Origin of the sequence: Mucilaginibacter gossypii, from assembly GCF_900100945.1 — a bacterium.
In the GTDB taxonomy this organism is placed as follows: domain Bacteria; phylum Bacteroidota; class Bacteroidia; order Sphingobacteriales; family Sphingobacteriaceae; genus Mucilaginibacter; species Mucilaginibacter gossypii.
On sequence record NZ_FNCG01000006.1, the window covers coordinates 219,304 to 243,255 of the forward strand.

Here is a 23,952-nt window from a genome sequence, read left to right on the forward strand (position 1 = left end):
GTTTAAGTGTATGTATTATTTCTTAACTACAGCGGCTACTTTATCTGCAGCCTTTTGAGGCTGGATAACCATACCTTCCTGTAGTTTATCAATGCCCTCTAACACGATCTGGTCGCCGGCTTTAATAGCTTCTTTATCTTTAACCAGGTAATGATCACCTGATTTACCAATTATGTCGATAGGTTGTTTTTTCACTTTGCTGCTATCGCCAACTACAAATACAAATACTTTATCCTGCATTTCGATAGTTGAAGCTTCCGGAACAATCAAAGCATCTTTATGGCTCAGGCTTAAACGGATCTTGCCGGTATTACCAGAGCGTAAAAGACCGTCGGGGTTTGAGAAATTTGCCCTTAAAGTGATAGCGCCGGTGTTTTTATCAAACTGGCCGTCTACAATATCAATTTTACCTTGTTTAGCATATTCTGTATTATCAGCTAACAATAATGATACTGATGGTACATTTTTCAATTTATCTTTCAGGCTGGCACCTGGATATTGTTCTTTAAAGGCAACAAAATCTTTTTCGCCCAATGAAAAGTAAACGTGTACATCATGAACATCTGATAATTGAGTTAGTGGAGCAACATCCGCAGGAGCAACAAGGCTACCTTGTTTCTTAGCAAGCAGACCGATATAACCGCTTACAGGAGCTTTTATTAAGGTATAACCTAAATTGATCTGCGCGGTAGCTACGTTAGCTTTAGCCGATTCGATATTGGCTTTCGCTACATCAGCTGCTGCCTTAGCTGTTTTTAGCTGGTAGTCAGAAACTACTTTATTAGCTACAAGCGGAGTTAGTTTTTCAACTTCCAGTTGCGCATTTACATGTGCTGCTTCGGCGGCATGTAAGCTTGCCAATGCATTATTTAAAGCTGCACGGTATGGTTGTTCATTAATTTTAAATATTGGCTGACCGGCAGATACGAAAGCGCCTTCGTCAACAAATACTTTATCTAAAGTACCGCTTACCTGTGGCCTGATCTCTACGTTAACGGCGCCTTCAATTGAAGCGGGATATTCCTGGTAAGTAGTTTCGGTACCTGATACTATAGAAGCAACCGGTAAAGCCGGTGGTGGAGGTGCTGTTGGAGCCTGCGGTGCAGATGAACATCCATATAATGTTAAAGCTGCAACTGCTGCTAAAAGGAGTGTTTTCATGAGTGATGATTTTAAGAGTGGTGAATGAATAGGATTAGAAAAAGCCGTTGGGCTTGTGATATATGATGATTTGATTGTTTTCATTGTTTTACTATTGCCGATCATTTTCAATTGAGATGCCAGTTACATACTTAGCTGACTATCAACTATTTATATTTATAATATTTAATTTCCAATGCCTTATATCGTTATTTTCACGATTTTTCATGACGATATACCGAAACGATGTACGCTAATTACAGCAAGTACATAAATTAGATGTTACAACACCGTTAAATCGTTTAACACTGTTAAATAGACTGCGTGGGTTGTGAGTGAGCTTTTTCATTGTATTAAGAGTTTGTTTTAAAAAGTGCTTAACAATTACCTAACACTGTAAGGTAATTTAACAGTGTAGTTTTCAAGTCACAGAAAGAATTAATCTTTCATCGACCTGATGATACCGCCTATGGTATCTTTTAAAACCTGGCGGTTAACTTCGTCAGAGAATCCCCTGCTCAGTAAGTTGATGGACACCAAACCGTGTACGACCGACCAAAACGTATAGTACTTGGTGCAGATCATTTCGTCATTGATATCTTTTATATCCATCAGTTGCATAATAGCCTCGCTAACCATAGTAGTAGGGAGCTGGGCTTCGGGCATTGATTTTACCATCTCGCAGCAACAGTTCATCTGTACGCCAAACATAACCTGGTAAAGTTCCTTATTTTCAAAAGCAAAGTTCCAGTAAGCAAGCCACATGGCTTCCAGCTGCTTTTCGGGCAGGCGGTGCTTTTCTTTGGCTTCCTCCATGTCTTTTGCTAATATCAAATAGCCTTTGCGGGTAAGTTCCATTAATATAGCATCCTTATTTGCAAAGTATTCATATATAATGGGTGCGGTGTATTCAATTACATCGGCAATCTTCCGCATGCTTAAAGCCTGCCAGCCTTCATGCTTAACTATGTGGAGCGCGGCATCCAGGATATTAACCCGGGTTTCTTCTTTTAAGCGCTGGATTCGTTCTTTACTTGCCATTTTGATCACACTATTAAATCATTTAACAGTGTTAAGCAAAAGTATAACGGTTTTCAGGATTATTTACCATCCCTTTGTAAAAAACGTTTCATCCAATTGTCATGGATTAAACCTTTTGAGTCAAATCCGGTCGGCAAACGCTTATTTCTTTACCAGGTAAACCAATTGCCCAATATGATAGCCCTGGTGTATAGTACGATTAATCAGGATATTTAATCTGTTACGGTGCGGCTCTTTTGCAAAATCATCTGCTGAAATGGCGCTATGCGGCTTAAACCATTCTTCGGGCTGCATAGCATTCATCCTTTCGGTTAAAACCTCATTTACTTTAGCCCAATATTGTTTAAGCTCAGCCAGTGACGGTTTCTCCAACCCAGAATTTTCAGGACTTTTAACAAAAATTTGATCCAGCTGGGGATAGAGCCTTTCGCCCAAACCTAAATAGGTAAACATTCCGTCGCTAACAGCAGTAAGATGGCCCAGCAGGTAAATACCGCTGTTTCGGCCGGGAGCAGTTTCGGCAGCAAGAGCTTCGTCAGTTAACTTATCGAGTAAACCGTTTAGGCGACTGTTTTGCAGTTCCCAGTTGGAGACTACCATTTTGATAAATAATTCTGTTGACGGCTGTATGCTGGTTTCGGTAATGTTTGTGCTCATTTGTTGCAGATGTTATATCAAACCAGTGGATTTGATGACACAATTATAAGCTAAAACGGGGCTGGCGTAAATACTAAGCAGCTTATATGACAAAACTATGATACCACAGGCTCATCTTCAATTTTACGCACCAGCCATATCATCATGGCAGCAAAGGCGGCAACAACAAAAAAAGCTATTTGCAGGTTTGCTGCCTGAGCAATAAAACCAACTATTGGTGGTACTATAACAAAACCCAGGTAACCAACTGTTGATATGGCGGCCAGTGCCTGGCTGCTGTTCATTGTTTTTGATTTACCGGCCATGCTAAAAATCAGCGGCACTATACATGACACCCCCATGCCTATCATGGCGTAGCCCAAATAAACGGTTAAAGTATATGGTAAAAACACAGATACCAGCAAACCGGCCAAAACCAGCGAGCTGCTATAAGTTAACACCTTTTTTATACCAATGGCCGATACTACCCTATCGCCCGCGAAGCGGCCAATGGTCATGGTAACCATGTAAACTACAAAGCCGGCCTCAGCGAATGATTTGGTGGCATGGACTACCTTTTCAAAATAAACACCGCTCCAATCGTACAGCGTGTTTTCGCAGGCCATAGAGGCGAAACATATTAAAGAAAATTTAAGCAAGTGTTTATCGGGCATGGAAAACACCGATTTATTGGGTGTTTCGGCAGGCTGATAATCATATGTTGAGGGATAAAATATTACCGAGAGGATCAGCATTGCAATTCCTACTGCTAATAAATGATATGACGGCTCTACGTTAAATAATACCATTAAATAGCCGACAGCAGCGCCGCCAAAACCGGCCAGGCTCCAGATGCCGTGGAATGTTACCATGATCGATTTATCATACAAAGCCTGGATCCCCACGGCCTGCGAGTTCATGGATAAACCTAATATATTACGGGTTGAGCCAACAAAAAATAAAACTACTATCAGTTGCCACATATAAGCTGCAAAACCGGGCAGGCAAAGCACCAGACTAAAGGCCAGTGCACCTATCAGCATCATTATACGGCTGCTGAAATGCTTGATCATTTTAGCCGTTAAAGGCATGGTAAGCATCAGGCCAACAGGCATAGCAAACAGCACAACCCCCAACTGGGCTTCGTTTAAATTAAGCTGATGTTTTATGGATGGAATACGCGAGGCCCATGAAGAATACCCGAAGCCCGAAACAAAGAAGAAGACACTGTTGGCAATCCGCATTTTTGATTTGCCCGCAGCCGTTAGCTGATCCATACTTAATAATTACACGCAAATTTAGCTATAATTTATAAGGACGGTTGCCGTTATCTGCAATTAAATACAGCTTACATACATGGCTGAAGTTCGCCGCAAGGCTGATTATTTTGAGCCGCTTTATGAAAAACTTTATTGAAACCTTGTTGTACGTAAGTTAACCCGAGGTTTAAAAGGGCTGATACCTGCAGTGGTGTGGTATCCGGCAGGGTGAGTGATATGAGGTGTGATATGAGTTTCATGATTACATTATCGTTTCAGGCTGCAAAATTGCTACAATAGTTTCAAAAAAAATTCACCTGGATCAACAACTGACTTTAGGAAGATAATTGATAATGAGTATGATAAACGGTTGACAAACAGCCTCATTTAATCCTCCCCCTTTGGAAAAGGGTTTGGGATGAGGCCGGCTCATCTAATTGCAATATTGATGCGTTAGTTTGTTAGCATGTTTTTTTAGCTTTACTTTTGAGATAAGTATTTAAATGAAAGACACCACCAAAACTTTGAGTTCAGGACCTACATATAAAGCAGCCGGTAAAGTAGCAACCATTATTGAAAGGCATTTCAGGCATTTTCATGCCAAGGCGCTTGCCGATAATAATGAGATAGACCTTGCTCCTACCCCCAGCTGCACCACTATCGAATCACTCATCGATATCTCATTTTGGGCAAGCTTGCGACGGGAAGAGGGATTTTCACCAAAATTCACACTTGCTTTTTTGCCGCCCGAAGCTGCCGGTCAGCCGTTGTTGTTTGGTGGAAAAATTAAACTCGCGCCTAATATCCTCACCAAATTTGCCTCGGCAGTACAACAGCCGGGCATTCATTTAGGCATCTGGATAGAAGATGATGAACTATACATCTGGGGAACTACCCTGGCTATTCCGGCTTACTGTTTTGTGCTGGAAGTAATTGAACCCGGATTATTGGTGATCAAACATCGCCGTGTAGAGGGTTTTGGCAAATTTGTAAACATAGCCATATTAAAAGGCGACGATATCAAAGTTGTTGACGAGCACGGCTCCAGCATTTCTGATTGCCCTAATGTACTTTCGGCCATGCTTGATTTTACTTTGCCGTCTCTATGGAATGATCCGGTAAACGTATTAGTTCAGCTGGCTACCTCCATGCAAGCCCATAAACGTGGCGGCATATTATTAGTTGTGCCCTCCGGAAATGAAGAATGGCGCGAATCTATCATTACCCCGATCTCCTATCCTGTCGATCCTCCGTTCTCAGGTCTTACCGATTTGATGATTCACGAAGGCATCGACCGTTACCACACCTCATGGCAGGAAAAAATGCGCCGCGCGGTTGATACCATAGGCGGATTAACCTCGATAGACGGCGCAACGCTGATAAATGATAAACATGAGTTGCTGGCTTTCGGTGCCAAAATAGGTCGTGCAGCAAAAAGCTCACCTGTCGAAGAGATCGTAGTGACCGAGCCTATTGTCGGTTGCTCAACCCGGGTGATCCACCCGGCGCAAAACGGCGGTACAAGGCATTTAGCGGCGGCACAGTTTGTTTTTGATCAAAAGGACGCCTTAGCACTGGTAGCTTCGCAGGATGGCCGGTTTACAGTATTTGCATGGTCGCCGGTTGTGGGGATGGTGCATGCGCACCAGATTGATATATTGTTGCTGTAGCCCCCCGGCCCCCTAAAGGGGGAGATAGAAAGGTATCTCGCAATAATTTTCGTAAATTAAAACAAACAGATAAACATCTTTAGTTAATGATTTAATCTCCTCCTGGATTCCTAATCCTTAATCTCCAGTCACTAATCTATGTCCCTAACCTCCCCCTTTAGGGGGCTGGGGGGCGTTTAATCGCAGTTCAACAATAAATCGTAATATTTCCGCATCAGTACGGTATCGTAATTAACCAGCGACTGATAAGCTTCTGAAACCAGCTCATTGAGGATAGATGATCCAAGCTGACCGCCTCCATTGGGAATGGAGTCATAATAAACAATAATTTCTTTAACCCTTATTATTTCGTAGAGCAACTGCTGAACCAAATCAATTTGAGTACCCGTCTGCATTCCAGCCGAATTCTTGCTCAGAAAATCTAAAGGATCGTTAGTAGCAGGGGTCATTTTTTTATCAAACAGGATCGGAATTATGGTTTTATCAACTACGTATTAACAGTTAATAAGTTTAAACATCCGCTTTTTGTTTTAAAAAAATAAAAAAAATTAAAACAAAATAGCAAAACCCTCATAAAGAGGGTTTTGCTACTGTATAAAAATACTTAATTATTTTGCTTTGGTTCAGGCTTAGGTAGCAGAACCTTGCGCGATAGCTTTAGTTTACCTTGCTTATCTACGTCAAGCAGTTTAACCCTTACTTCGTCGCCTATCTGGAAGATGCCATCCATCGTTTCAATACGGCGGTGATCAATTTCAGATATGTGCAGCAAACCATCTTTACCTGGCATAATTTCAACAAACGCACCGAAAGGCATAATTGATTTTACTTTACCTTCGTAAATCTCGCCAACTTCTGGTTTTGAAGCGATAGCGCGGATGCGACCCAACGCTGCGTCGATAGAAGCCTTGTTATCGGCAAATACCTGAACGATACCCTGGTTGTCTTTTTCTTCGATAGAGATGGTAGCACCAGTTTCGCGTTGCATTTCCTGGATGATCTTACCACCGGGCCCGATAACTGCACCAATAAATTCTTTATCAATTTTAATGGTAACGATACGCGGAGCGTGTGGTTTGTAGTCGGCACGTGCCTCGGTAATGGTTTTAGCCATTTCGCCAAGAATATGTAAACGGCCATCTTTAGCCTGGTTTAACGCGTTGGTTAATACTTCGTATGAAAGGCCGTTGATCTTCAAGTCCATCTGTACAGCAACGATACCGTTTTTAGTACCGGTTACTTTAAAGTCCATATCACCTAAGTGGTCTTCATCACCAAGGATATCAGAAAGGATAGCATATTTGGTACCCATTTCGTTGGTGATCAAACCCATCGCGATACCTGATACAGGCTCTTTAATTTTAACACCTGCATCCATAAGCGCCAGTGTACCGGCACAAACTGTAGCCATTGAAGAAGAACCGTTTGATTCCAAAATATCAGAAACTACACGGATAGTGTAAGGGTTTTCATCTTCAGATGGCAATACCTGTTTCAATGAACGCATAGCCAGGTTACCGTGCCCAATTTCACGACGGCCGGCACCCCTGTTAGGCCTAACTTCGCCGGTTGAAAAACCAGGGAAATTGTAGTGTAACAGGAATTTCTGGTAACCGTTAATGAACGCACCGTCAATCATTTGCTCGTCATCCTTAGCACCTAAGGTAACGGTAGTTAATGACTGGGTTTCGCCGCGGGTAAATATCGCCGAACCGTGAGCCGATGGCAAATAGCCAACTTCGCTCCATATCGGGCGGATCTGTGTAGTAGTACGACCATCTAAACGTTTGCCTTCGTCTAACACAAGGTTACGGATAGCATCATATTCCACATCGTGGTAATATTTTTTAGCAAGGCCTTTAGTAATATCATCTATCTCACCTAAGGTTTCGATATAGGCGTCACGCACTTCTTTAAACTTAGCACTCCGCTCTTCTTTTGCAGATGCAGCAGAAGCAATGGCGTAAACCTGATCATAAGTAGCAGCGTAGATAGCTTTTTTCAAGTCCTCATTGCTATGCTCATGGCTATAAACACGTTTTTCGGTTTTACCAACTTCAATGGTCAGTTCTTTTTGAGCTAAACATTGCAGTTTAATAGCAGTATGGGCAAATTTGATGGCTTCAACCAATTCAGCTTCCTGAATTTCTTTTGATTCGCCCTCAACCATGTTGATATCATGCTCGCTACCTGCAACAATAAATTCTAAAGTTGCATTTTCAAGCTGGCTTAAAGTAGGGTTAATTACTAACTGCCCGTCAATTTTAGCAACACGTACCTCAGAGATTGGACCGTTAAAAGGTATATCAGATACAGATAAAGCTGCAGATGCTGCCAAACCGGCCAATGCATCGGGCATAATATCTTTATCGGCAGATATTAAAGAGATCATCACTTGTGTATCAGCGTGATAATCTTCAGGGAATAATGGACGTAAAGCACGGTCAACCAAACGGGAGATCAAAACCTCATAGTCTGATAAACGGGCCTCGCGGCGTAAAAAACCACCCGGGATACGGCCTGTTGCAGCGTATTTTTCCTGGTAGTCAACAGATAAAGGCAAGAAGTCAACTCCTTCTTTAGCTTCAGGCGATGATACAACAGTAGCCAATAACATGGTGTCACCCATTTTTATCACTACCGAACCATCCGCTTGTTTGGCCAGTTTACCTGTTTCGATCTCAATGGTGCGTCCGTCGCCCAGATCAATAACTTTTTTAATTACGTTTAAACTCATCTTTTTTTGTTTGTGATGCACTTTTCATCTTCGGGAGCGCATCGGATTTTATGTGTGTAAATATATGTTGCAAAAGTAAAAAAGCCATCCTAAAATGGGGATGGCTTTTAAATAAAAAAGGAGAGAATTACTTAATGATATCCCTTAGCTGTAAAGCTTTGATGATAGCACGGTACCTTTCAATGTCTTTATTATACAGGTAAGCAAGTAACGCACGACGTTTACCTACTAATTTTTGTAGCGATAATTGAGTTGAAAAATCCTTTTTGTTTTTTTTCAAATGCCCTGTTAAGTGAGCAATACGAGTAGTAAATAATGCTACCTGACCTTCGGCCGAACCTGTGTCAGCTGCTGATTTACCGTGTTTTGCAAAGATCTCTGCCTTTGCTTCTTTACCTAAATACATTACTTGAATAATATTAAAGCGTTAACTATTTTATTAATTGTGGGTGCAAAGATAGTGATTAATTATGCAAAAGCAAGGGGTGGGTTGATTTGTTTTTTGGATTAGGTGAGTGGTTGATTGAGTTGGATTAAGTGAGTGGTTGTTATTGTCGGAACTCGAATTTATGGAGTTAAGGGAATTTATAGAATTTGCAATTACTCTGTCTATTCTTTAAATTCCATAAAGTGGGGCTCAGACGTAATAAATTCGAAATTGAAAATCCCAACTCCGAAGTCAATTTATACTACCACCAGCCAACTATCAAAATAACAAATACTCTCCTGCTTTACCATACTTCTCCAGTTGCCTGATACCTGTACTTGAGATGTGTTCAAATTCCATATCACAAAAAATGGCCGTTACACTGATGTTTTTGCCGCCTAACTCTTGAAGATAGCGGTATTGGTTCAGTTCGTACTGTAAATCCGATCCATTTCGTAATCCCCGGATAATAGTAACGTCATACCCCAAACCATCTACAAATTCGGTGAGTAATCCTTCGTAAGTTTCAGTTTGCCTGTATCTTAATATTTCCGGCAATTCGTATGTGGCTTTATCTTTACCTGGGTTAACACCACGGGCTATAATCACCTTATCAAAAATTCGCTCGGCCTTTTGGAGTATATTATAATGCCCTTTGTGGAATGGATTAAAGCTCCCCGGATATACTGCTATACGGGGTTTAAAGTTTTCTACATGGGCTATTAAATAATCCAGGGCCGGGTTATCAACACTTTGTTGCAGGCTTGTTAATACCTCTACTCTTTTTTCTTTATAGATTTTGTGATCTACAAACTGAAATTCCTTAAATATTTGCTGCTCATAAATCAGCAGTTTGTCAAATGGCTGTTTTAAGATATTAAGATCGGCTGCACTGAAAATCTCTGACAATGCCGAGCCCGGCTTGTGATGTTTGGTATCGAGGATAATATCTGTTACAAGAGCTTTGAGCGCTCCATCCCCCGTAAACGTTTCGTTAAAATATCTCGCCGAATCCTCTTCGTTTGTGCCGGATCTCGGATCGTAAATGATATCATGGAAAATTGTAGCCAGCAATAATACATCATTATCACTGTAGCCCCGGTTCTCTAATTGTTGCCATACATCGTCCAGATGCTCAAGGGTGTGGTAAAACCGATGGGGCTCCCGGTAGCGGTCTAACACAATTTTGTCAACGCCAATTTTGGTTAACCGGGCTGTTTGTTCTGCAATTTTCATAGTATTAAGCTTGCTCTGCAATTTAGAAAAACTTAATTACTACTCCATGATCAATGCCTTTGCTTTTTCAAGCGGCTCGTCAACTCCAGCTTTGATACCTTTAATAGTAGGTTTTACTATAACATCAATTTTCACACCCTTTCGCTGGGTTTGAGTTCCATCCGGGTATAATACCCCTATTCCCGAAAACAGGGAACTTATACCGCCCGGCAAAATAATCTGCGATACATTGCCATCAGCTCCTGCCGTGGTACTACCTATAACCTTAACATTGGGTGAACTTTGAAAAGCCATAGTAGTGTACTCTGCCTGGCTCTGTGATTGTTCATTTACTATCACCACAACTTTACCCTGGTAAGAATCATCAGGCTTAATATTAAGCGGTGGTGTTTCCACAAATAAACCCGACTTATTAATACTTCCATTAGTAAACTTAACAAATGGAGTCGTGCCTGATTTAACGTACGCTCCAAAGGTAAAGGGCATAAATTCCGAAGGATAACAACGCATATCAATAATAATACCCCTTGTATTCTTAAACATCTCCCGGATAGCAGGCAGATTTGCATTGTGGTATTTTGCCGGATATAGATAGCCTATCTGCTCATTGATTAAATAATAACCAGGATCTTTAACACTAAGATTGCTGCTACCCATTAAGCCGTTTTTTGAAACGAGTACTCCTTCCACAACCGCATTTAATTGATTTCCATCGCGCTGCATGGTAAATTCAAAATGTGGATTATTACTCCTCAGTAAATAGTTGCCCGGCATATCCCTTAACTGAGTTGCGTAATTAGACGCCGCAGTTATAGGCAGATATTTTTTGATCAGTTCATCTATAGCAATGCCATTAATAGCAGTTATCACATCCCCTATCCTGAACTTTTCTTTAACAGCAAGTGAATCAGACTCAAAACTGGTTATCACCAGTTTATTCTCCACAAAACCGGCCTTAAATGATGGCCTGTATTTACCGCGATAGGCTTCCAGCTCAGCGTTTCCGCTCCAAATATTAGCGTGCGTATCATGAATACTACTGATAAGCTTGAGCGTTGTGAGTATATATTCTGTTGAATTTTTGTCGTTCACAAACTGGGGGATAAACTCAGGCAGGCTTTGATTCCAATCTTTTCCTATCAAATGCTTGTAAGGAAAAAAGTATTGTACCATATTCCAATATTTAAACAGGCACAGCAAGCGGTAACCTGCATCAGGATATTTCATTTGGTAATATCCATTTTCGTGGTCAAATAAGGGGTTACCTACGCCCTCTGCCATGCTTACATAATAACTTTCAGTGATTTTATGATTATTTAAAATAAAGCGGAGCTTATCAGTGAGTGATTTATTGAGCACCGAATGATCAAATAGATTTCCGTAATCGGGCGTGGGCTTAACCGCATTATTTATATCGGGTTTGCAATTATCACAAGCATTCACTTCACCAAACTTATCGGTCCACTGCTCAAGCAGCTGGTTTAATTCGCTATTATTCCGGGCTTTTATAACAGCGGGCATTACCCTAAAAAGCTCAGCATCCATATTATAACCCCCCTTTGCAACAGCGGGGTGGTGATATTTCAAAAAACCCCAAACCTGGCCAAGCAATCTTAAGCTATTGATTGTTTGTGGGTTAAGCGTAATGGTATTAATCCCCGAGCCATTTTTAAAAGCAGTATCCAAATCAGCCTTAACCCTGATTATCGCTTTAGGCACAGCATTTTCAATGGGTTTACCATCAATAAATAATTGCAGACCATCAATCCAAATTTTCCCTTTACCTACCAGAAGTGCACCGCCAACTACATTAATCGTCTTTTGGCTATTGTATGGCAATTTGATACTATATTGTTTCCAGCCATTTGTACCATGGATATTTTGGCGTTGCATATTATCAAAAGCAGAAGTACCGTCAATCCGAAGCCACAAACCCGCGAAGCCAGAGCCTACACCTTCCGTTTTCAGATACCCTTTTAGTTCAATCTCACTCCCTTCAAATCTTTTTGGAATAACAAAGCTGATAATACCATACCCGGCGGTATCTACCTCTGAGGCGATTGACAGTGCATATTTACCGTGCTGCGCAGCAATGCTATCTACTGCATATTTATAATCACGACCGTCAGAATGAGTCCAGCCTTCAGGATACTTATTTACCTGATTTATTTTTTCAAAGTCGCCATTTAATAAATCTTGTTGATTTTGGCCATTTGATTTATTACAGCTAAACAAGGATGTTATGAAGCACGAAAGCAGCAGGGCATTTTTCATTGATTTGGATAGGTTAAGTTTATAATGAAACCAAAACGCTATTTTTTATGATTTAATATACAGTAAATCATAAAAAATAGCGTGTACCTGATCTTACAAAAAAAATCCGGGATAAGTAGCTATTTTCCTTCCGTCCAGCTTTTAAAAATAGCAGCTTGCAATTTATCGGGGCCTGGCAAGGGTGTAATTTTAAATGTCTTTTCCCTCAGCCTACCCAAAACAATGGTTACATCTTTCTTTTCGCCGTTCTTTAACAAACCCAACGTTAAACTATCTCCAGTATTTTTTGTTTCGAAGGCCTTGTAAAGTACATCTTTTGTTGCAGGAGCGCCATCAACCGTAAGTATAACCGTGCGCCCCCTGATACCTTTATCCCAGGCGGGGGATTTATAGGCAACTGTATTGATCCTGAGCGTATCGCCCTGCTGCCGCACGTTAAGGCCAGCCCATGATTCCGATACCACTTTAGTAGCAGTATCAACAGCGAGTCCTCCGTAAGCGAAATATTTTGGATAATCAGGCGGCTTAACGGTCGATGCATATTCAAATACCTCTGTTAACGGCACACCCGCCATTTTCTCGCACTCATTCCTGAACTCCTGCTCTGTAAAGCCGCGATTTAGCTTTTTGTAATATTTGTAATAAAGCAATCGCATTACGTCGTCAAGCGTTTTTTTATTTTGTGTTACATGGCGGATGTTGAAATCAAGCATCAAGCCCAAAATCGGCCCTTTATCGTAGTATGAAATGGTTTTATTAAAATCATCGCCCTGCCTGCCGTTTGGCCCGTCATCCCATGTGTTATAACTGGCTTCTGTTGCCGATTGATACAAATGGCCGGGTTCATTTTCATAGTTACGCAGGTTATTCTGAAAATCGCCAAACATATCCTCGTTATTCATTAAACCCGCATGCCTGGTGATCATGTACTCGTAATAAACTGTAAATCCTTCGGATACCCAAAGCATATTAGTGTGGTTCTCCTTTGAGTAATCAAACGGGCCGAGCTCAACCGGCCTGATGCGTTTAACATTGTAATGGTGAAAATACTCATGCGCTATAAAGTTGTACAGCTTTTTACGGGCTTCGGGAGTATTAAACCCTTCACCTCCGCTAAAACTTAACGAGGTTGAGTTTAAGTGTTCGATACCGCCGCCGCCAGCGCCTATCGATAGAAATGTATAGTGTGTATAGGGGATTTCGCCTATGATGTTGCTGCCCGTCACTACTATCTTTTTCAGGTCGTCCATAAACGCCTGCCTGTCAAAAGCAGGCAACTTATAACCGATAAAGTTGTGTGGTTTATTCTGCACGCTGAAAGGTGGCAAAACTTCCAGCTCGCCCATTAAAAAAGGGCTGTCATAAAGCACATCAAAATCGGCGGCTTTGTAAACATGATATTGTCCCTTCAGGGTATCCAGCCCGGTTGCTACCAGATCGCTCCATTTGCTGTAAGGCTTCATTTGGATGGTGACTGGATGGCGTAATTCCTGGTCGAGGTACATGAACAGGCCTCCGGGGGTAATGTAGCCTCTTGTTTCGTCAAGATAAACGTTGCCTACAAACGGCACAACCGCTTTAACATCGTACGAGATCTTTACATCGCCGGCCGAAGGGTTAATAACTTTCCAGGTATCCTTAGTGGGCTTATCAAATTTAAGCGAATTGCCTTTTGCATCGGCAACAGTAAAATTTTGTACAGCTCCGGCAAAATTGATTAGTTGGTAATAGCCCGGCGTCCAAACGCACATCTTAAAATCAAGCGTTTTGAGGTGGGTTTTATTGGTCAACTCAACATGATACAAATGGTCGGCCGCCTTTTCCATCGACACCGAATATTGCATATTAACAGGTTGCTGGGCCCAAACACCGGCACAAAAAAACAGGCAAAATGATAGGGTTAAATTAGATAGTAATTTCATTATCTGCTTGGGTTTTGCCGAATATAATAAACAGCGATTTATTTATTTCACCAATCACCGGAAATTAGCCCAAAAAACACCTGTATTTATCCCCCGGAGATAAATTTCACCAAATGTTTTAGCCAAAGAAACACAGGTTATACTCAGCTTATTTCCCGGGTAAACTACTCCTTCGGCAGCCCATCTTCAAACCCACAATCGCCATTGCTCTCAGCTATATCCAGGTTCCAGGCCGGGGTTGGGAAATAGGGCGTTGTATCATCGGCATTTTTAGTGCTATAGGTGCACTTAATCACCCTGCTTTCGCCCGGTGCCAGTGAGATATAATTATCGCTGAAGATCACCGGTAAAATATCGTCACCACCTTGCTCTTTTAAAGCGCGCAGATGTACAAAAAACGCAATTGCAATACCGGTATTTTGATTATTACTCCCGTCGCCCCTGCACAAATACCCTTGTACTGAGCAGGACTATTACCGACATTAACAATATTTTTTTATGACAGATTAACTTCACTTCTGATAGTCGTAATACAAAGCAGCCGCACCTATGATACCGCTGTTTTCCAGTTCCGAGATCTCGATTTTTATATGTTCAAGCGTTTTTGAATAGGCAAAGGTTTTCACCTGCTGCCACATGGTGTCTTTAAAATACTCAAAGGCCTGGCTTACCGATCCGCCTAAAATAATCAGTTCGGGATCATAAGCATACATGATCATTTTCACGGCATTCCCTACATGGTTTCCTAATTCGGCATACAGCTCCAATGCCATCTCTTTGCCGGCCTGCGCATCTTTAAATACCTGTACGCCATTCAATCCGTACACATTGCCAAAGAATGAGCCGCTGCAATAATACTCAAGGACGTTATCGATATAGGGAAAAAGACCTATCTCCCCGGCGCCGCAATTGTGGCCTGCGTACAGTTTTCCATTGGTGATAATGCCAGTGCCAAGCCCGGTGCCCAGGGTTACGCCAACCATGCTATCGGCACCTTTACCCTTTCCAAAATATAACTCACCTACGGCAAAACAATTTGCGTCATTATTTACATATACAGGAATGTTGTATCGCTCCTGCATCAGTTTTTTCAGGTGTACTTCCTTCCATGAGGGAATATATTGCACATCATAAACAATACCTTCGGCTACATCAACCACGCTGGGCACGCCTATGCCTATGGCGCTGGCCTTATCGTTTTGCAGCAGGACATCAACAACAGCATAAATATCGTTCAGCACATCTTCTACACTGCCTTCGCTTTTTATCCGTTGCGATATGATATAACCGATGGTGTTATTATTAACCACCGCGCCGCGGATATTGGTAGCTCCCAGATCAATACCTATAACTTTTATATTGCTCATTTATTTATTATGCTTTATTATCAAAAATAGTTTTGTTGGTAACCAGCGGCTTAGCCCAAAAGCCGATACTAAGCATGTAGCCGAATGTAATGTACAGCAAAAACATCCCCTGCCTTAAGCCAAACAAGCTGCCCAAGCCACCTATCAGGAGCTTAACCATTGCGCCACCAATAATACCGTCACCCGGGATCCCGGCAAATGAACCGTGATCTTCAGCTATCGACCTCAACGCCAGCGAGAATATAATGAGATATATTACCGACATAAAGAAGCCAACTATTGAAAATGAATACAATGAGATGTAGTAGTTTTTCTTCATCAACTGAAGGGCTATGGTTTTTGGTTCGGTATGAACCTAAATATCGTTAAAAAATCCTTTGGAGGAATAATTTTACAACAGCTTGTTTAAGTTCTCACACTTTCATTTTAAAATATTTCAAAAAGAAAGTGTAACAATCAGTATCAATCTCTTTCATAATATCTTGTTAACTTAATTCAATCAAAACATTTAGAGTACATGAATGTGTTAATGGAACAAATACCTGCTATATGACCCCAAAAAAAGAGAAAGAGCTTACTTATATCGAAAAAGTATGGCACACTGTTGCTATTGTTGCCTTATTGGTTGTAGTAATACTGATAGCCCGGGTGGCTTTTAACGTACTGCTCATGGTACTTTCAGGCGCACTGATCGCGACTTATTTTCACGGCCTTGGCGACCTGATAGAGCGCAACACCAAAATGCCCAGGCGGTATGCCATGATCATTTCTGTAGTTGGTTCATTTTTAATTGTGGCGGGCTTGTTTTATTTGATGGGCACAACCATACAGCACCAGATAGCTTTACTTAAAGATACACTCCCGCATACGGTTAATAATTTTAAGGCTAAACTGGCTTCAAACCCAACGGGGCAGCAAATACTTGATTATTTTTCGGGCGATAATGACCCCGATAAAGTTGTGGTTACGGTACAACACTTTTTTAGTACCAGCTTTGGCGTGTTGGGGGATATTTATATCATCCTGTTCCTGAGTATTTTTTTTACCACCAATCCCGATGTTTACAAAAACGGCATTTTAATGCTGCTATCAGATCAAAAAAAACCATTGGGACAGGATATTATCGACAGGATCAGTCTTTCATTAAAAGGTTGGATTAAAGGGATGCTGCTCTCTATGGTATTATTGGGCTTGCTGCTTACCATGGGCTTAAGCATTATGGGAATTCCGGCAGCATTGATATTAGCCTTATTTGCAGGCATGTTAAAGATCATCCCTAACCTGGGTTCGGTTATAGCCATGATACCGGGTGTATTACTTGCACTCACCATGGGCACAAATACAGCTATCATAGTGGCGCTCATTTATATAATATCGCAAACCGTGGTGAGCAATATCGTAGTGCCTATAGTACAAAACCGTATGATCAACCTGCCTCCCGCGCTTACCATCATCAGCCAGGTGGTTATGGGAACGCTTTCGGGGGTACTGGGTATCATATTGGCAGTTCCTATTGTGGCCATCATTGTGATTTTGGTTGATGAATTGTATGTTAAAAAACTTGGCGATGCCGAGGTAATAGCGCATTAAGGAATATGCCCTCATCAAAAAAATCGATATATAGTGCACTTATTGCCAACCTGCTCATAGCAATAACCAAATTTATAGCGGGCGTTATAGGCCGAAGCGGATCTATGATCTCCGAAGGGATTCACTCGGTAGTGGATACTGCTAACGAATTGCTACTATTGCTTGGTCTGCACCGGGCACGCAAAGAACCCGATAAAACCCACCCTTTTGGCTACGGTAAGGAGCTGTATTTCTGGTCGTTCATTGTATCTATCATGATATTTGGCCTGGGCGGAGGATTATCCATTTACCAGGGCATATTACATATCCGCGAACCCAAACCCCTTGGCGATCCTACTATGAGTTATATAGTTTTGGGATTATCCGTCATATTTGAAGGCTCATCGCTCATCATCGCCCTGAAAGAATTTAACGCCATAAGGGGCGATCAAACCTGGTGGGACGCCGTAGTTAAAAGCAAAGACCCATCAAACTTTTTAGTGATGTTTGAGGATAGTGCAGCCGTTGCAGGCCTTTTTATTGTTGGCATTTGCATGTTCCTGAACCATCGTTACAACATTCCTGTGCTTGACGGTATAGCATCATTATTGGTTGGTTTAATTTTGGTTGGTGTTTCGGCCATATTAGCCCGCGAAAGCAGGAGTTTGCTTATGGGCGAGGGTATTTCGTCTGAATCGAAGACTAAGATAAGCACACTCGTTGAACAGGACAATGCTGTTTTAAAGGTGATGCACATGCTGTCAACTTATCAATCGCCCGATGAAATTATTTTGATGCTGATAGTAGCTTTTAAAGATGATCTGAATACCGAACAAATCAACGAAGCTATAGGCCGGATCCGGGATTGTATTAAGCAGGAGTTTAGTTTGGTGCGCTTTGTGTTGGTACAACCCGAAACATTTTCGGCAGAAATTACTGAAACAGGCAGCGTACTTTAATTGTATATTAGCTATTGATAACAAATACCTATCTCATGGAAGAACAAAAATTTCATTACGCAACGGTAACCGAAGCTATAACCAAATTAAAAGAACAGGGCTATACCCATGAATTTAGCCTGGAAGGTGACCATCTTAAAGCAGGCGCGGAAAACTTCCCGGTAAAAGAATTTGAAATAGTGGACCTATACCGCTACGAAGGCCCCTCCGACCCTGCCGATGAGGCTATTGTTTACGCCCTTGCTTCAGCGGAAGGTGTTAAAGGTACGCTGGTAACGGGCTACGGGATCTCGACAGATGAGGCTACTATCGAAACGCTAAAGAATTTACATTATAAGTATCAGAAGGGCCGGCAATAGTCTGGCCCTTTAATAGTACCAACTTCACTTCCAACGCACATTTCGGCCTTAGCTTTAAAGGAAGGCAGCCATCCGGGATAGCAAACTGACTGAAAGAAAAAAGGAATTATTTTAAATACTCTTCGTAATACTTTGTTATCAGCACCTGCTCATGAAATGTCGTTCGGATAATTTCGCGGCCATGCTTACGGATGTGATCTAATTTTTGCTTTGCAAGGTGAGCTTCGTTCAGCTTTTCGACAATGTCGACTGTATCTAATGTACAAACCCAACCCAGGTTATTTTCACCAACAAAATCGGAAAGACCTACATTTTCGGAAACTAAAACAGCAGTACCCATATGCAGCGATTCAACCACCACATTCGCGAAGTTTTCATTAAAGGAGGTGAGGACACACAGATCAGACTGGTTAAGCCGTTCAAATTTCTCATCCCGGTTCACCCAGCCTATCCAGTCAATTTTTGAAGCTATATTTAACTCAACTGCAAGTTGTTTCAATTGCTGTATATATGCTTCCTCGCCATCGCCGGCAATAACAAGTTTCAGGTTAAAAGAGAGCTTGCTTATAGCAATAAATAGTTTTTCAAGTCCTTTTTTATGATGAATGCGCGACATAAAAATAATCCTGAAGCACTCATTATAGGGTTCCTTTATTTCGATATCAGGTAATGATAAAATATTGGGTAATACAAAGCCCTGCCAGCCCGGAATCAACTTCCTGCACTCCATATATTCAGATTGGGCGGTAGCGTGCAGCACGCATTTCTTTAAAATTTTACGACCACCTAATTTATGGATCAATTTTTTGTAGCTGTTGTTCCCGCTTTCAAATACGTACCCGCTTAGCATGCCGCGGGGCGCCAAAATAACCTTGGCTTTACTGAACAAGGCGATCCGTGCAGCAATTACGTTTAAAATACTCCACCACGAATGAATATGGATCACATCATAGTGGTTGGCAGTTTTAACAAGCCTGCGCCATAATGCCGGACTAACGTGCGTATGATCACCGGTGATCCGTTTAAAATAAATCACATTAACCCCTTCAACATTCGTTTTAGCTCCGGGTATTACATCCAGTTCGGTTTTACCATTAGCGGTAGTGGTAAAAACGTCAACAACATGCCCATTAGCTGCTAATCCCTCGCAAAGCCGCGATACAGATTCAGTTGGACCTCCGTAGCCGTAAGCGGGTTTATAAGCAGGTATAATGTGCAGTATTTTCATAAAACATCATTAGCAATATGAGAATGCAAATATGCATCCCGCGGAGGGGTTATTTAGCCTGCTGCAATTTTAAACCTAAAATTATCGAGGTATAAACGGAGCAGGCAAATCCTGGACGAAACCAAAAGTACTAACTCCCAAAGATTAACTACGCCCCCCGGCAGCACGAAGTAAAAATAAAAAATGTTTAACGCCGCAACTCAATTAAAAGAAGCAGGGTTAAACATTTTTTGCCAGATCTTAATATTTTAACCGGCAACTTTGGTTTGGACGGGTTTAAAATTAACATCGTATAATACCATACTATCTTCTATCACCTGATGGCCGTAACTTACCCCCATCCAGCGTTCAACAGTTACATTTTTACCTTCCAAAACCTTGTAATCTTTAAAGAAACACTCTATCTCTTTAATTGTATGAGGTGGCAGTTCGCTTAAATCATTTATATAATTAACCGACATATCATTATTAGCAACGGCAATGATTTTGTCATCCTGTTCGCCATTGTCAACCATATGCATTACCCCTATCACCTTAGCTTCGATGACAGACAGCGGAAAAACATCAACCGAGCATAAAACTAAAATATCAAGCGGATCCTGATCATCACAATAGGTTTGAGGGATAAATCCATAATTGGCCGGATACATTACTGAAGAAAAAAGCACGCGGTCTAATTTTAAAAGTCCGGATTCTTTATCAATCTCATATTTAGCCTTTGAGCCCTTGGGAATTTCAATAACTGCGTTTACAACATAGGGAATTTTAGGCCCGGTTGAAACTTCATGCCATGGATGCTGTGTATTCATTGGTAGTAATTCAATATTTTGGTTATTTTTTTATGAAAGTACCAACAATTTACCGATTCAATTAAAACATTTTCATTTTATTTCAATCTACTTTATTACTCAAATGCTTCAAAAATCTAATTACCGTTCAGTTTCAAGGGTTTACGGCTTTTATTAAAACGCAGGCGGCATATATGCTCTTGGTACATACCTCAACTACAAACTAACATAATAAACCAGTAATAAATAAACCACAAGAGCCGGCTGGCGGGTTTAAATCAGTGATCTACCCATGCAAAAGCATGTAGTGATAAACCATTTTTATGCATTAACCGTTCTATTTGACAATCAACAACCAGCCTTTACCTTTTTCAACCGGAATCCTGTCGTTTAAGCCAAATGTTTTGCCAGGCTGATAACTTTTTATCTCAGGAGCAGTGATAGTTGCTTTGGCCGGGTCAATGCCTAAATTTTTCCAATCGATATTTAATTGAAAATCGGTATCAGCATCTTCCCAGCTGGCAACTGCTACCATGGCAGCACCATCTTTTTTGTAAACAGTTGCTATCACTTTGGCTTTATCGGTTTTCACCGGGTTATCATCAACCCAATAACCAATCATTTTTGTGCCTTTCATTCCAAAATTATCCCAGGCTTTCCAGATCGGGCGCGGATCGGCACCATCGCTCCACGGCATACGGTTAGTCATGCCGTAAACCATGCCACGCCATTTATTACCGCCGCCTTGCAGCATCTCGCCCATTAAACCAAACGGGATCCCACTCACTTCAGTCAGGAAGAAATCAGGATCATTTTTTTCATAGTCAAAATATTCACCAAACCATAAACGGTTCAGGTAAGGGAAATGCTCCATGTACAGGTTGGCACTGTTGTTAAAACCGTCGCTTTTATTGTACTGGTTAGCAGAGTGCAAGTCAATAATACCCGGGTGACCATCTTTGGTTAATACACGTTTGATACGTTTCATCGTAACTCGGTCAAAAGCCACATCATCCAGGTAAATACCGTCGATACCGACGTTTTGGGTTAACCAGTTCATGCCTTCCACGTAGTAATTATGCCAACGGTTCATGCCGCTGTTGATGATGGCTGCGTCTTTAATCTCAGGCACAAACCAGGCTGCTATATAATCATCCCCCACGTGCTCCTGCAACCAGCTGAAACCGCCGCCCTTGCCCGGCGAATAAATTTCATGCCCCAAACTACGCAATGCGAAAGTTTCATAAGCATGGTTTGATAACTCCCGGATAGTGTTATAGATCTTCACCTTTAACCCGGCCGCATGGGCCGAGTCATCATAGGCCTTCATTTTTTGCCATGCAATAAACGGGTAGTTAATAGTTGGATTTATTGCCGTTGCGTGGTGAATATTGACAAGCGTTGCTCCCGCTTTTTTTATAGTATCAATAGGTTTGTATGAGTGATAAAATCTTGTAGCCCACTGAAAATCGGTATTGATGGTATGGAAAGGCGTTATCAGCAGCGTGAAGTTGTAATAAAGTTCATCACCTTTTTTCAGGTCGCGCTCGCCGCTGTAATTATTGGCCAATACCGCTTTACCGTCAAATGCCACTTTAATACCACCTTTGTTATCGTTACCCCATGAAGTTGGTAACAACAAAGGCTTTTGCAAATAGAAATTAGTATTCAGCGGACGAACATATTTCTCATCCCTTAACGAATACTGCAAACCGCCGTTCACATTGCCTATCCAGGCTCCATCCTGATTTTTATAGGCTACATCCCATTTCCATTCAAAGTTTTCGGGGCGATAGCCGCCTTTTTGTCCCAGGCCCATCATATATTTTGCAAAATCCTTTTTAAAAGGGATGTGCATGGTAACATCTTTCAGACTAACATCCTGCAGGGCTTTTACTTTTACGGTGTAAGCCATAAAGCCATCAAACTCCAGCGAGGCCGTTACGTCCATTTGTAAACTATCATTGGCGCTTATTGCAATCCACTGAACTGTTCCTGCTTCTTTTTTGGTGAACTGTACGCCCTGGCTTTTCAGGTTTATCTTTTTTCCGGCGGCGTTGATAAAATGAAAGTGAATACCCTCGGTAAGCAGGTTATTGGGTGTTGCCGCGTACTCCGTCATCTCCGGGGTGAAATAAGTCTGGATCTGTTTTGGAAAACCATCTTTATTCACTTCCACCTTGCGGCCTAACAAGCTTATGGTATTGCCGCTAATTTCAAGTGGTGTATACGGCGCAATGACCGTATTTTGTTGTGCCATGGTTGAGTTTAACCAGCCCAGGCGGGTCATTTTATAAGGCTCGCTTACACCGCCATCTTTTGAAATTTTGCTATTTACTTTAACCGACAGAGCAATTGTTTTTGCCGGCTTACCGTTAATGCTGACAGTAGCCTTACCGGTATAAACCGAAGGTAATACGGCAGCAGGTACATCAACCCCGCACCATAAGGCCTGGATATCACCTTTGGCCACGTTCACAACCTTGGTAAGCGGCTTAGCATCATAAGTGGTACCGCCGGTATTAATGCAAAACAATGCTGAAGCCGGAATAACCTTACCGGTGACTGATTTAAGGTCACTGAATGTTACCTGTACATTTTCGATATCCTTCAAGGCGTAAATACCCAGTTGAAATGCAAAGTTTTCGCCGCGGGCAGCTTCACCTGTATATTTATTTTGCGGACCAAGTTCAATCCAGCGTTGTGGCAAATCTTTGGTCATGCGGATAGAGTTCATCCTATCTTCAGGGAAAACCAAAAATGCTTCGGATTTGTGCTTGCTCAGCAATGCTTCAGTTTCTGCGTTGGTAGCAATCACCTCCATTGGGTAAAAACTGTTAAAAGCATCTATCGACTGAAATTCTTTCACCGAGGCCAACGGGGCCTGCTTACCGTTTACGGCACTAAGCCACTCGGCCGAAGCTGTATTTTCGGGTTTAAGGTAAACACCTTTAGGATAGTTTGAGCGTCCCTCATTTTTATAAGGCATGTAATACACAAAGTAAGTGCCCTTACCCGATGTTGGCTCAAAATACAGTTCGCCGCTTTCACGGTTTACTGCGCCGATTTTTACATTAGTTATTTTTTGCTTGGTTTTAGCATCTTCAATAATGATCCGCTTGTTTTCGGGCTCATTATCCCTGCGTCTCCAATTAATTACTGCTTTAGCCACTTTACCTGTACCATTAAAGGTTAACACTACACGATGGTTACCTAATGAATCGGCCAGCCAGCATTTATCGCAATTGGTATAAGGTACTTTTTGTGCCGAAGCAGCAAAGCCCGATAAAAGGAAAGTGATAGCTAAAAATTGTTTTTTCATGAAATAAATTTAGTCAGT

The 23,952-nt window shown here is 41.6% G+C and carries 21 protein-coding genes; 4 read left to right on the plus strand and 17 right to left on the minus strand.

Translation table 11 applies throughout. The annotated features are described in order from the left end of the window. Positions 1-15: 15 nt before the first annotated feature. From BLS28_RS14105 to BLS28_RS30825, 5 genes are all read right to left on the minus strand, one after another. The gene (locus BLS28_RS14105; protein ID WP_091168324.1) at positions 16-1,161 is read right to left on the minus strand and encodes an efflux RND transporter periplasmic adaptor subunit; all 1,146 of its coding nucleotides are present in this window, start codon (positions 1,159-1,161) and stop codon (positions 16-18) included. A gap of 417 nt (positions 1,162-1,578) precedes the next feature. Beyond that, on the minus strand, positions 1,579-2,181 hold the full coding sequence (locus BLS28_RS14110) for a TetR/AcrR family transcriptional regulator (protein WP_091168098.1): 603 nt from the start codon (positions 2,179-2,181) through the stop codon (positions 1,579-1,581). 141 nt (positions 2,182-2,322) lie between these two features. Beyond that, positions 2,323-2,838: a DinB family protein gene (locus BLS28_RS14115; RefSeq protein WP_091168101.1), complete on the minus strand. Its 516-nt coding sequence runs from the start codon at positions 2,836-2,838 to the stop codon at positions 2,323-2,325. Between the two features lie 95 nt (positions 2,839-2,933). Beyond that, a complete protein-coding gene (locus BLS28_RS14120) occupies positions 2,934-4,094 on the minus strand; it encodes an MFS transporter (RefSeq protein WP_091168104.1) in 1,161 nt (386 codons plus the stop codon). Positions 4,095-4,165: 71 nt separating this feature from the next. Next, entirely contained in the window at positions 4,166-4,336 is a 171-nt protein-coding gene (locus BLS28_RS30825; RefSeq protein ID WP_167516166.1) for a hypothetical protein, read from the minus strand. A 243-nt stretch (positions 4,337-4,579) separates the two neighbouring features. Between BLS28_RS30825 and BLS28_RS14125 the strand changes: the two genes are divergently transcribed. Beyond that, positions 4,580-5,746 carry a putative sensor domain DACNV-containing protein gene (locus BLS28_RS14125; protein ID WP_091168108.1) on the plus strand — a complete coding sequence of 389 codons (1,167 nt, stop codon included), beginning with the start codon at positions 4,580-4,582 and terminating at the stop codon, positions 5,744-5,746. A gap of 176 nt (positions 5,747-5,922) precedes the next feature. On the opposite strand, the gene BLS28_RS14130 is transcribed toward BLS28_RS14125, so the two are convergent. The 9 genes from BLS28_RS14130 to BLS28_RS14170 form a co-directional block, all read right to left on the minus strand. Continuing rightward, positions 5,923-6,195 carry a hypothetical protein gene (locus BLS28_RS14130; RefSeq protein ID WP_091168111.1) on the minus strand — a complete coding sequence of 91 codons (273 nt, stop codon included), beginning with the start codon at positions 6,193-6,195 and terminating at the stop codon, positions 5,923-5,925. 155 nt (positions 6,196-6,350) lie between these two features. Beyond that, positions 6,351-8,483: a polyribonucleotide nucleotidyltransferase gene (gene pnp, locus BLS28_RS14135; RefSeq protein WP_091168327.1), complete on the minus strand. Its 2,133-nt coding sequence runs from the start codon at positions 8,481-8,483 to the stop codon at positions 6,351-6,353. Positions 8,484-8,610: 127 nt separating this feature from the next. Then, complete coding sequence (rpsO, locus tag BLS28_RS14140; protein WP_090524765.1) at positions 8,611-8,889, minus strand: 30S ribosomal protein S15; 279 nt, start codon at positions 8,887-8,889, stop codon at positions 8,611-8,613. Between the two features lie 300 nt (positions 8,890-9,189). Next, on the minus strand, positions 9,190-10,146 hold the full coding sequence (locus tag BLS28_RS14145) for an adenylyltransferase/cytidyltransferase family protein (protein ID WP_091168116.1): 957 nt from the start codon (positions 10,144-10,146) through the stop codon (positions 9,190-9,192). A gap of 39 nt (positions 10,147-10,185) precedes the next feature. Further along, positions 10,186-12,420, minus strand: a complete 2,235-nt coding sequence (locus BLS28_RS14150) for a S41 family peptidase (protein WP_091168119.1) — start codon at positions 12,418-12,420, stop codon at positions 10,186-10,188. A gap of 119 nt (positions 12,421-12,539) precedes the next feature. Next, on the minus strand, positions 12,540-14,342 hold the full coding sequence (locus BLS28_RS14155) for a M61 family metallopeptidase (protein WP_091168123.1): 1,803 nt from the start codon (positions 14,340-14,342) through the stop codon (positions 12,540-12,542). 164 nt (positions 14,343-14,506) lie between these two features. Then, on the minus strand, positions 14,507-14,791 hold the full coding sequence (locus BLS28_RS14160) for a glycoside hydrolase family 2 protein (RefSeq protein WP_091168126.1): 285 nt from the start codon (positions 14,789-14,791) through the stop codon (positions 14,507-14,509). Between the two features lie 63 nt (positions 14,792-14,854). Continuing rightward, positions 14,855-15,709 carry an ROK family protein gene (locus BLS28_RS14165; protein ID WP_091168129.1) on the minus strand — a complete coding sequence of 285 codons (855 nt, stop codon included), beginning with the start codon at positions 15,707-15,709 and terminating at the stop codon, positions 14,855-14,857. Positions 15,710-15,716: 7 nt separating this feature from the next. After that, positions 15,717-16,028, minus strand: coding sequence for a sugar MFS transporter (locus tag BLS28_RS14170; RefSeq protein WP_143020759.1), 312 nt, complete (start codon positions 16,026-16,028; stop codon positions 15,717-15,719). Between the two features lie 230 nt (positions 16,029-16,258). Here BLS28_RS14170 and BLS28_RS14175 point away from each other — a divergent pair, with 230 nt between their 5' ends. The 3 genes from BLS28_RS14175 to BLS28_RS14185 are packed head-to-tail and all read left to right on the plus strand — an operon-like array spanning position 16,259 to position 18,596. Then, on the plus strand, positions 16,259-17,299 hold the full coding sequence (locus tag BLS28_RS14175) for an AI-2E family transporter (RefSeq protein ID WP_091168137.1): 1,041 nt from the start codon (positions 16,259-16,261) through the stop codon (positions 17,297-17,299). Positions 17,300-17,304: 5 nt separating this feature from the next. Continuing rightward, a complete protein-coding gene (locus tag BLS28_RS14180) occupies positions 17,305-18,237 on the plus strand; it encodes a cation diffusion facilitator family transporter (protein WP_091168141.1) in 933 nt (310 codons plus the stop codon). A 35-nt stretch (positions 18,238-18,272) separates the two neighbouring features. Continuing rightward, positions 18,273-18,596 carry a hypothetical protein gene (locus tag BLS28_RS14185; protein ID WP_091168146.1) on the plus strand — a complete coding sequence of 108 codons (324 nt, stop codon included), beginning with the start codon at positions 18,273-18,275 and terminating at the stop codon, positions 18,594-18,596. 106 nt (positions 18,597-18,702) lie between these two features. On the opposite strand, the gene BLS28_RS14190 is transcribed toward BLS28_RS14185, so the two are convergent. The 3 genes from BLS28_RS14190 to BLS28_RS14200 form a co-directional block, all read right to left on the minus strand. Next, positions 18,703-19,824: an XrtY-associated glycosyltransferase XYAG1 gene (locus BLS28_RS14190; protein WP_091168149.1), complete on the minus strand. Its 1,122-nt coding sequence runs from the start codon at positions 19,822-19,824 to the stop codon at positions 18,703-18,705. A gap of 248 nt (positions 19,825-20,072) precedes the next feature. After that, positions 20,073-20,633 (minus strand): inorganic diphosphatase, encoded by a 561-nt coding sequence (locus tag BLS28_RS14195; RefSeq protein WP_091168153.1) that lies wholly within the window; start codon positions 20,631-20,633, stop codon positions 20,073-20,075. A 316-nt stretch (positions 20,634-20,949) separates the two neighbouring features. Further along, positions 20,950-23,934 carry a glycoside hydrolase domain-containing protein gene (locus BLS28_RS14200; RefSeq protein ID WP_091168156.1) on the minus strand — a complete coding sequence of 995 codons (2,985 nt, stop codon included), beginning with the start codon at positions 23,932-23,934 and terminating at the stop codon, positions 20,950-20,952. Between the last annotated feature and the right edge of the window lie 18 nt (positions 23,935-23,952).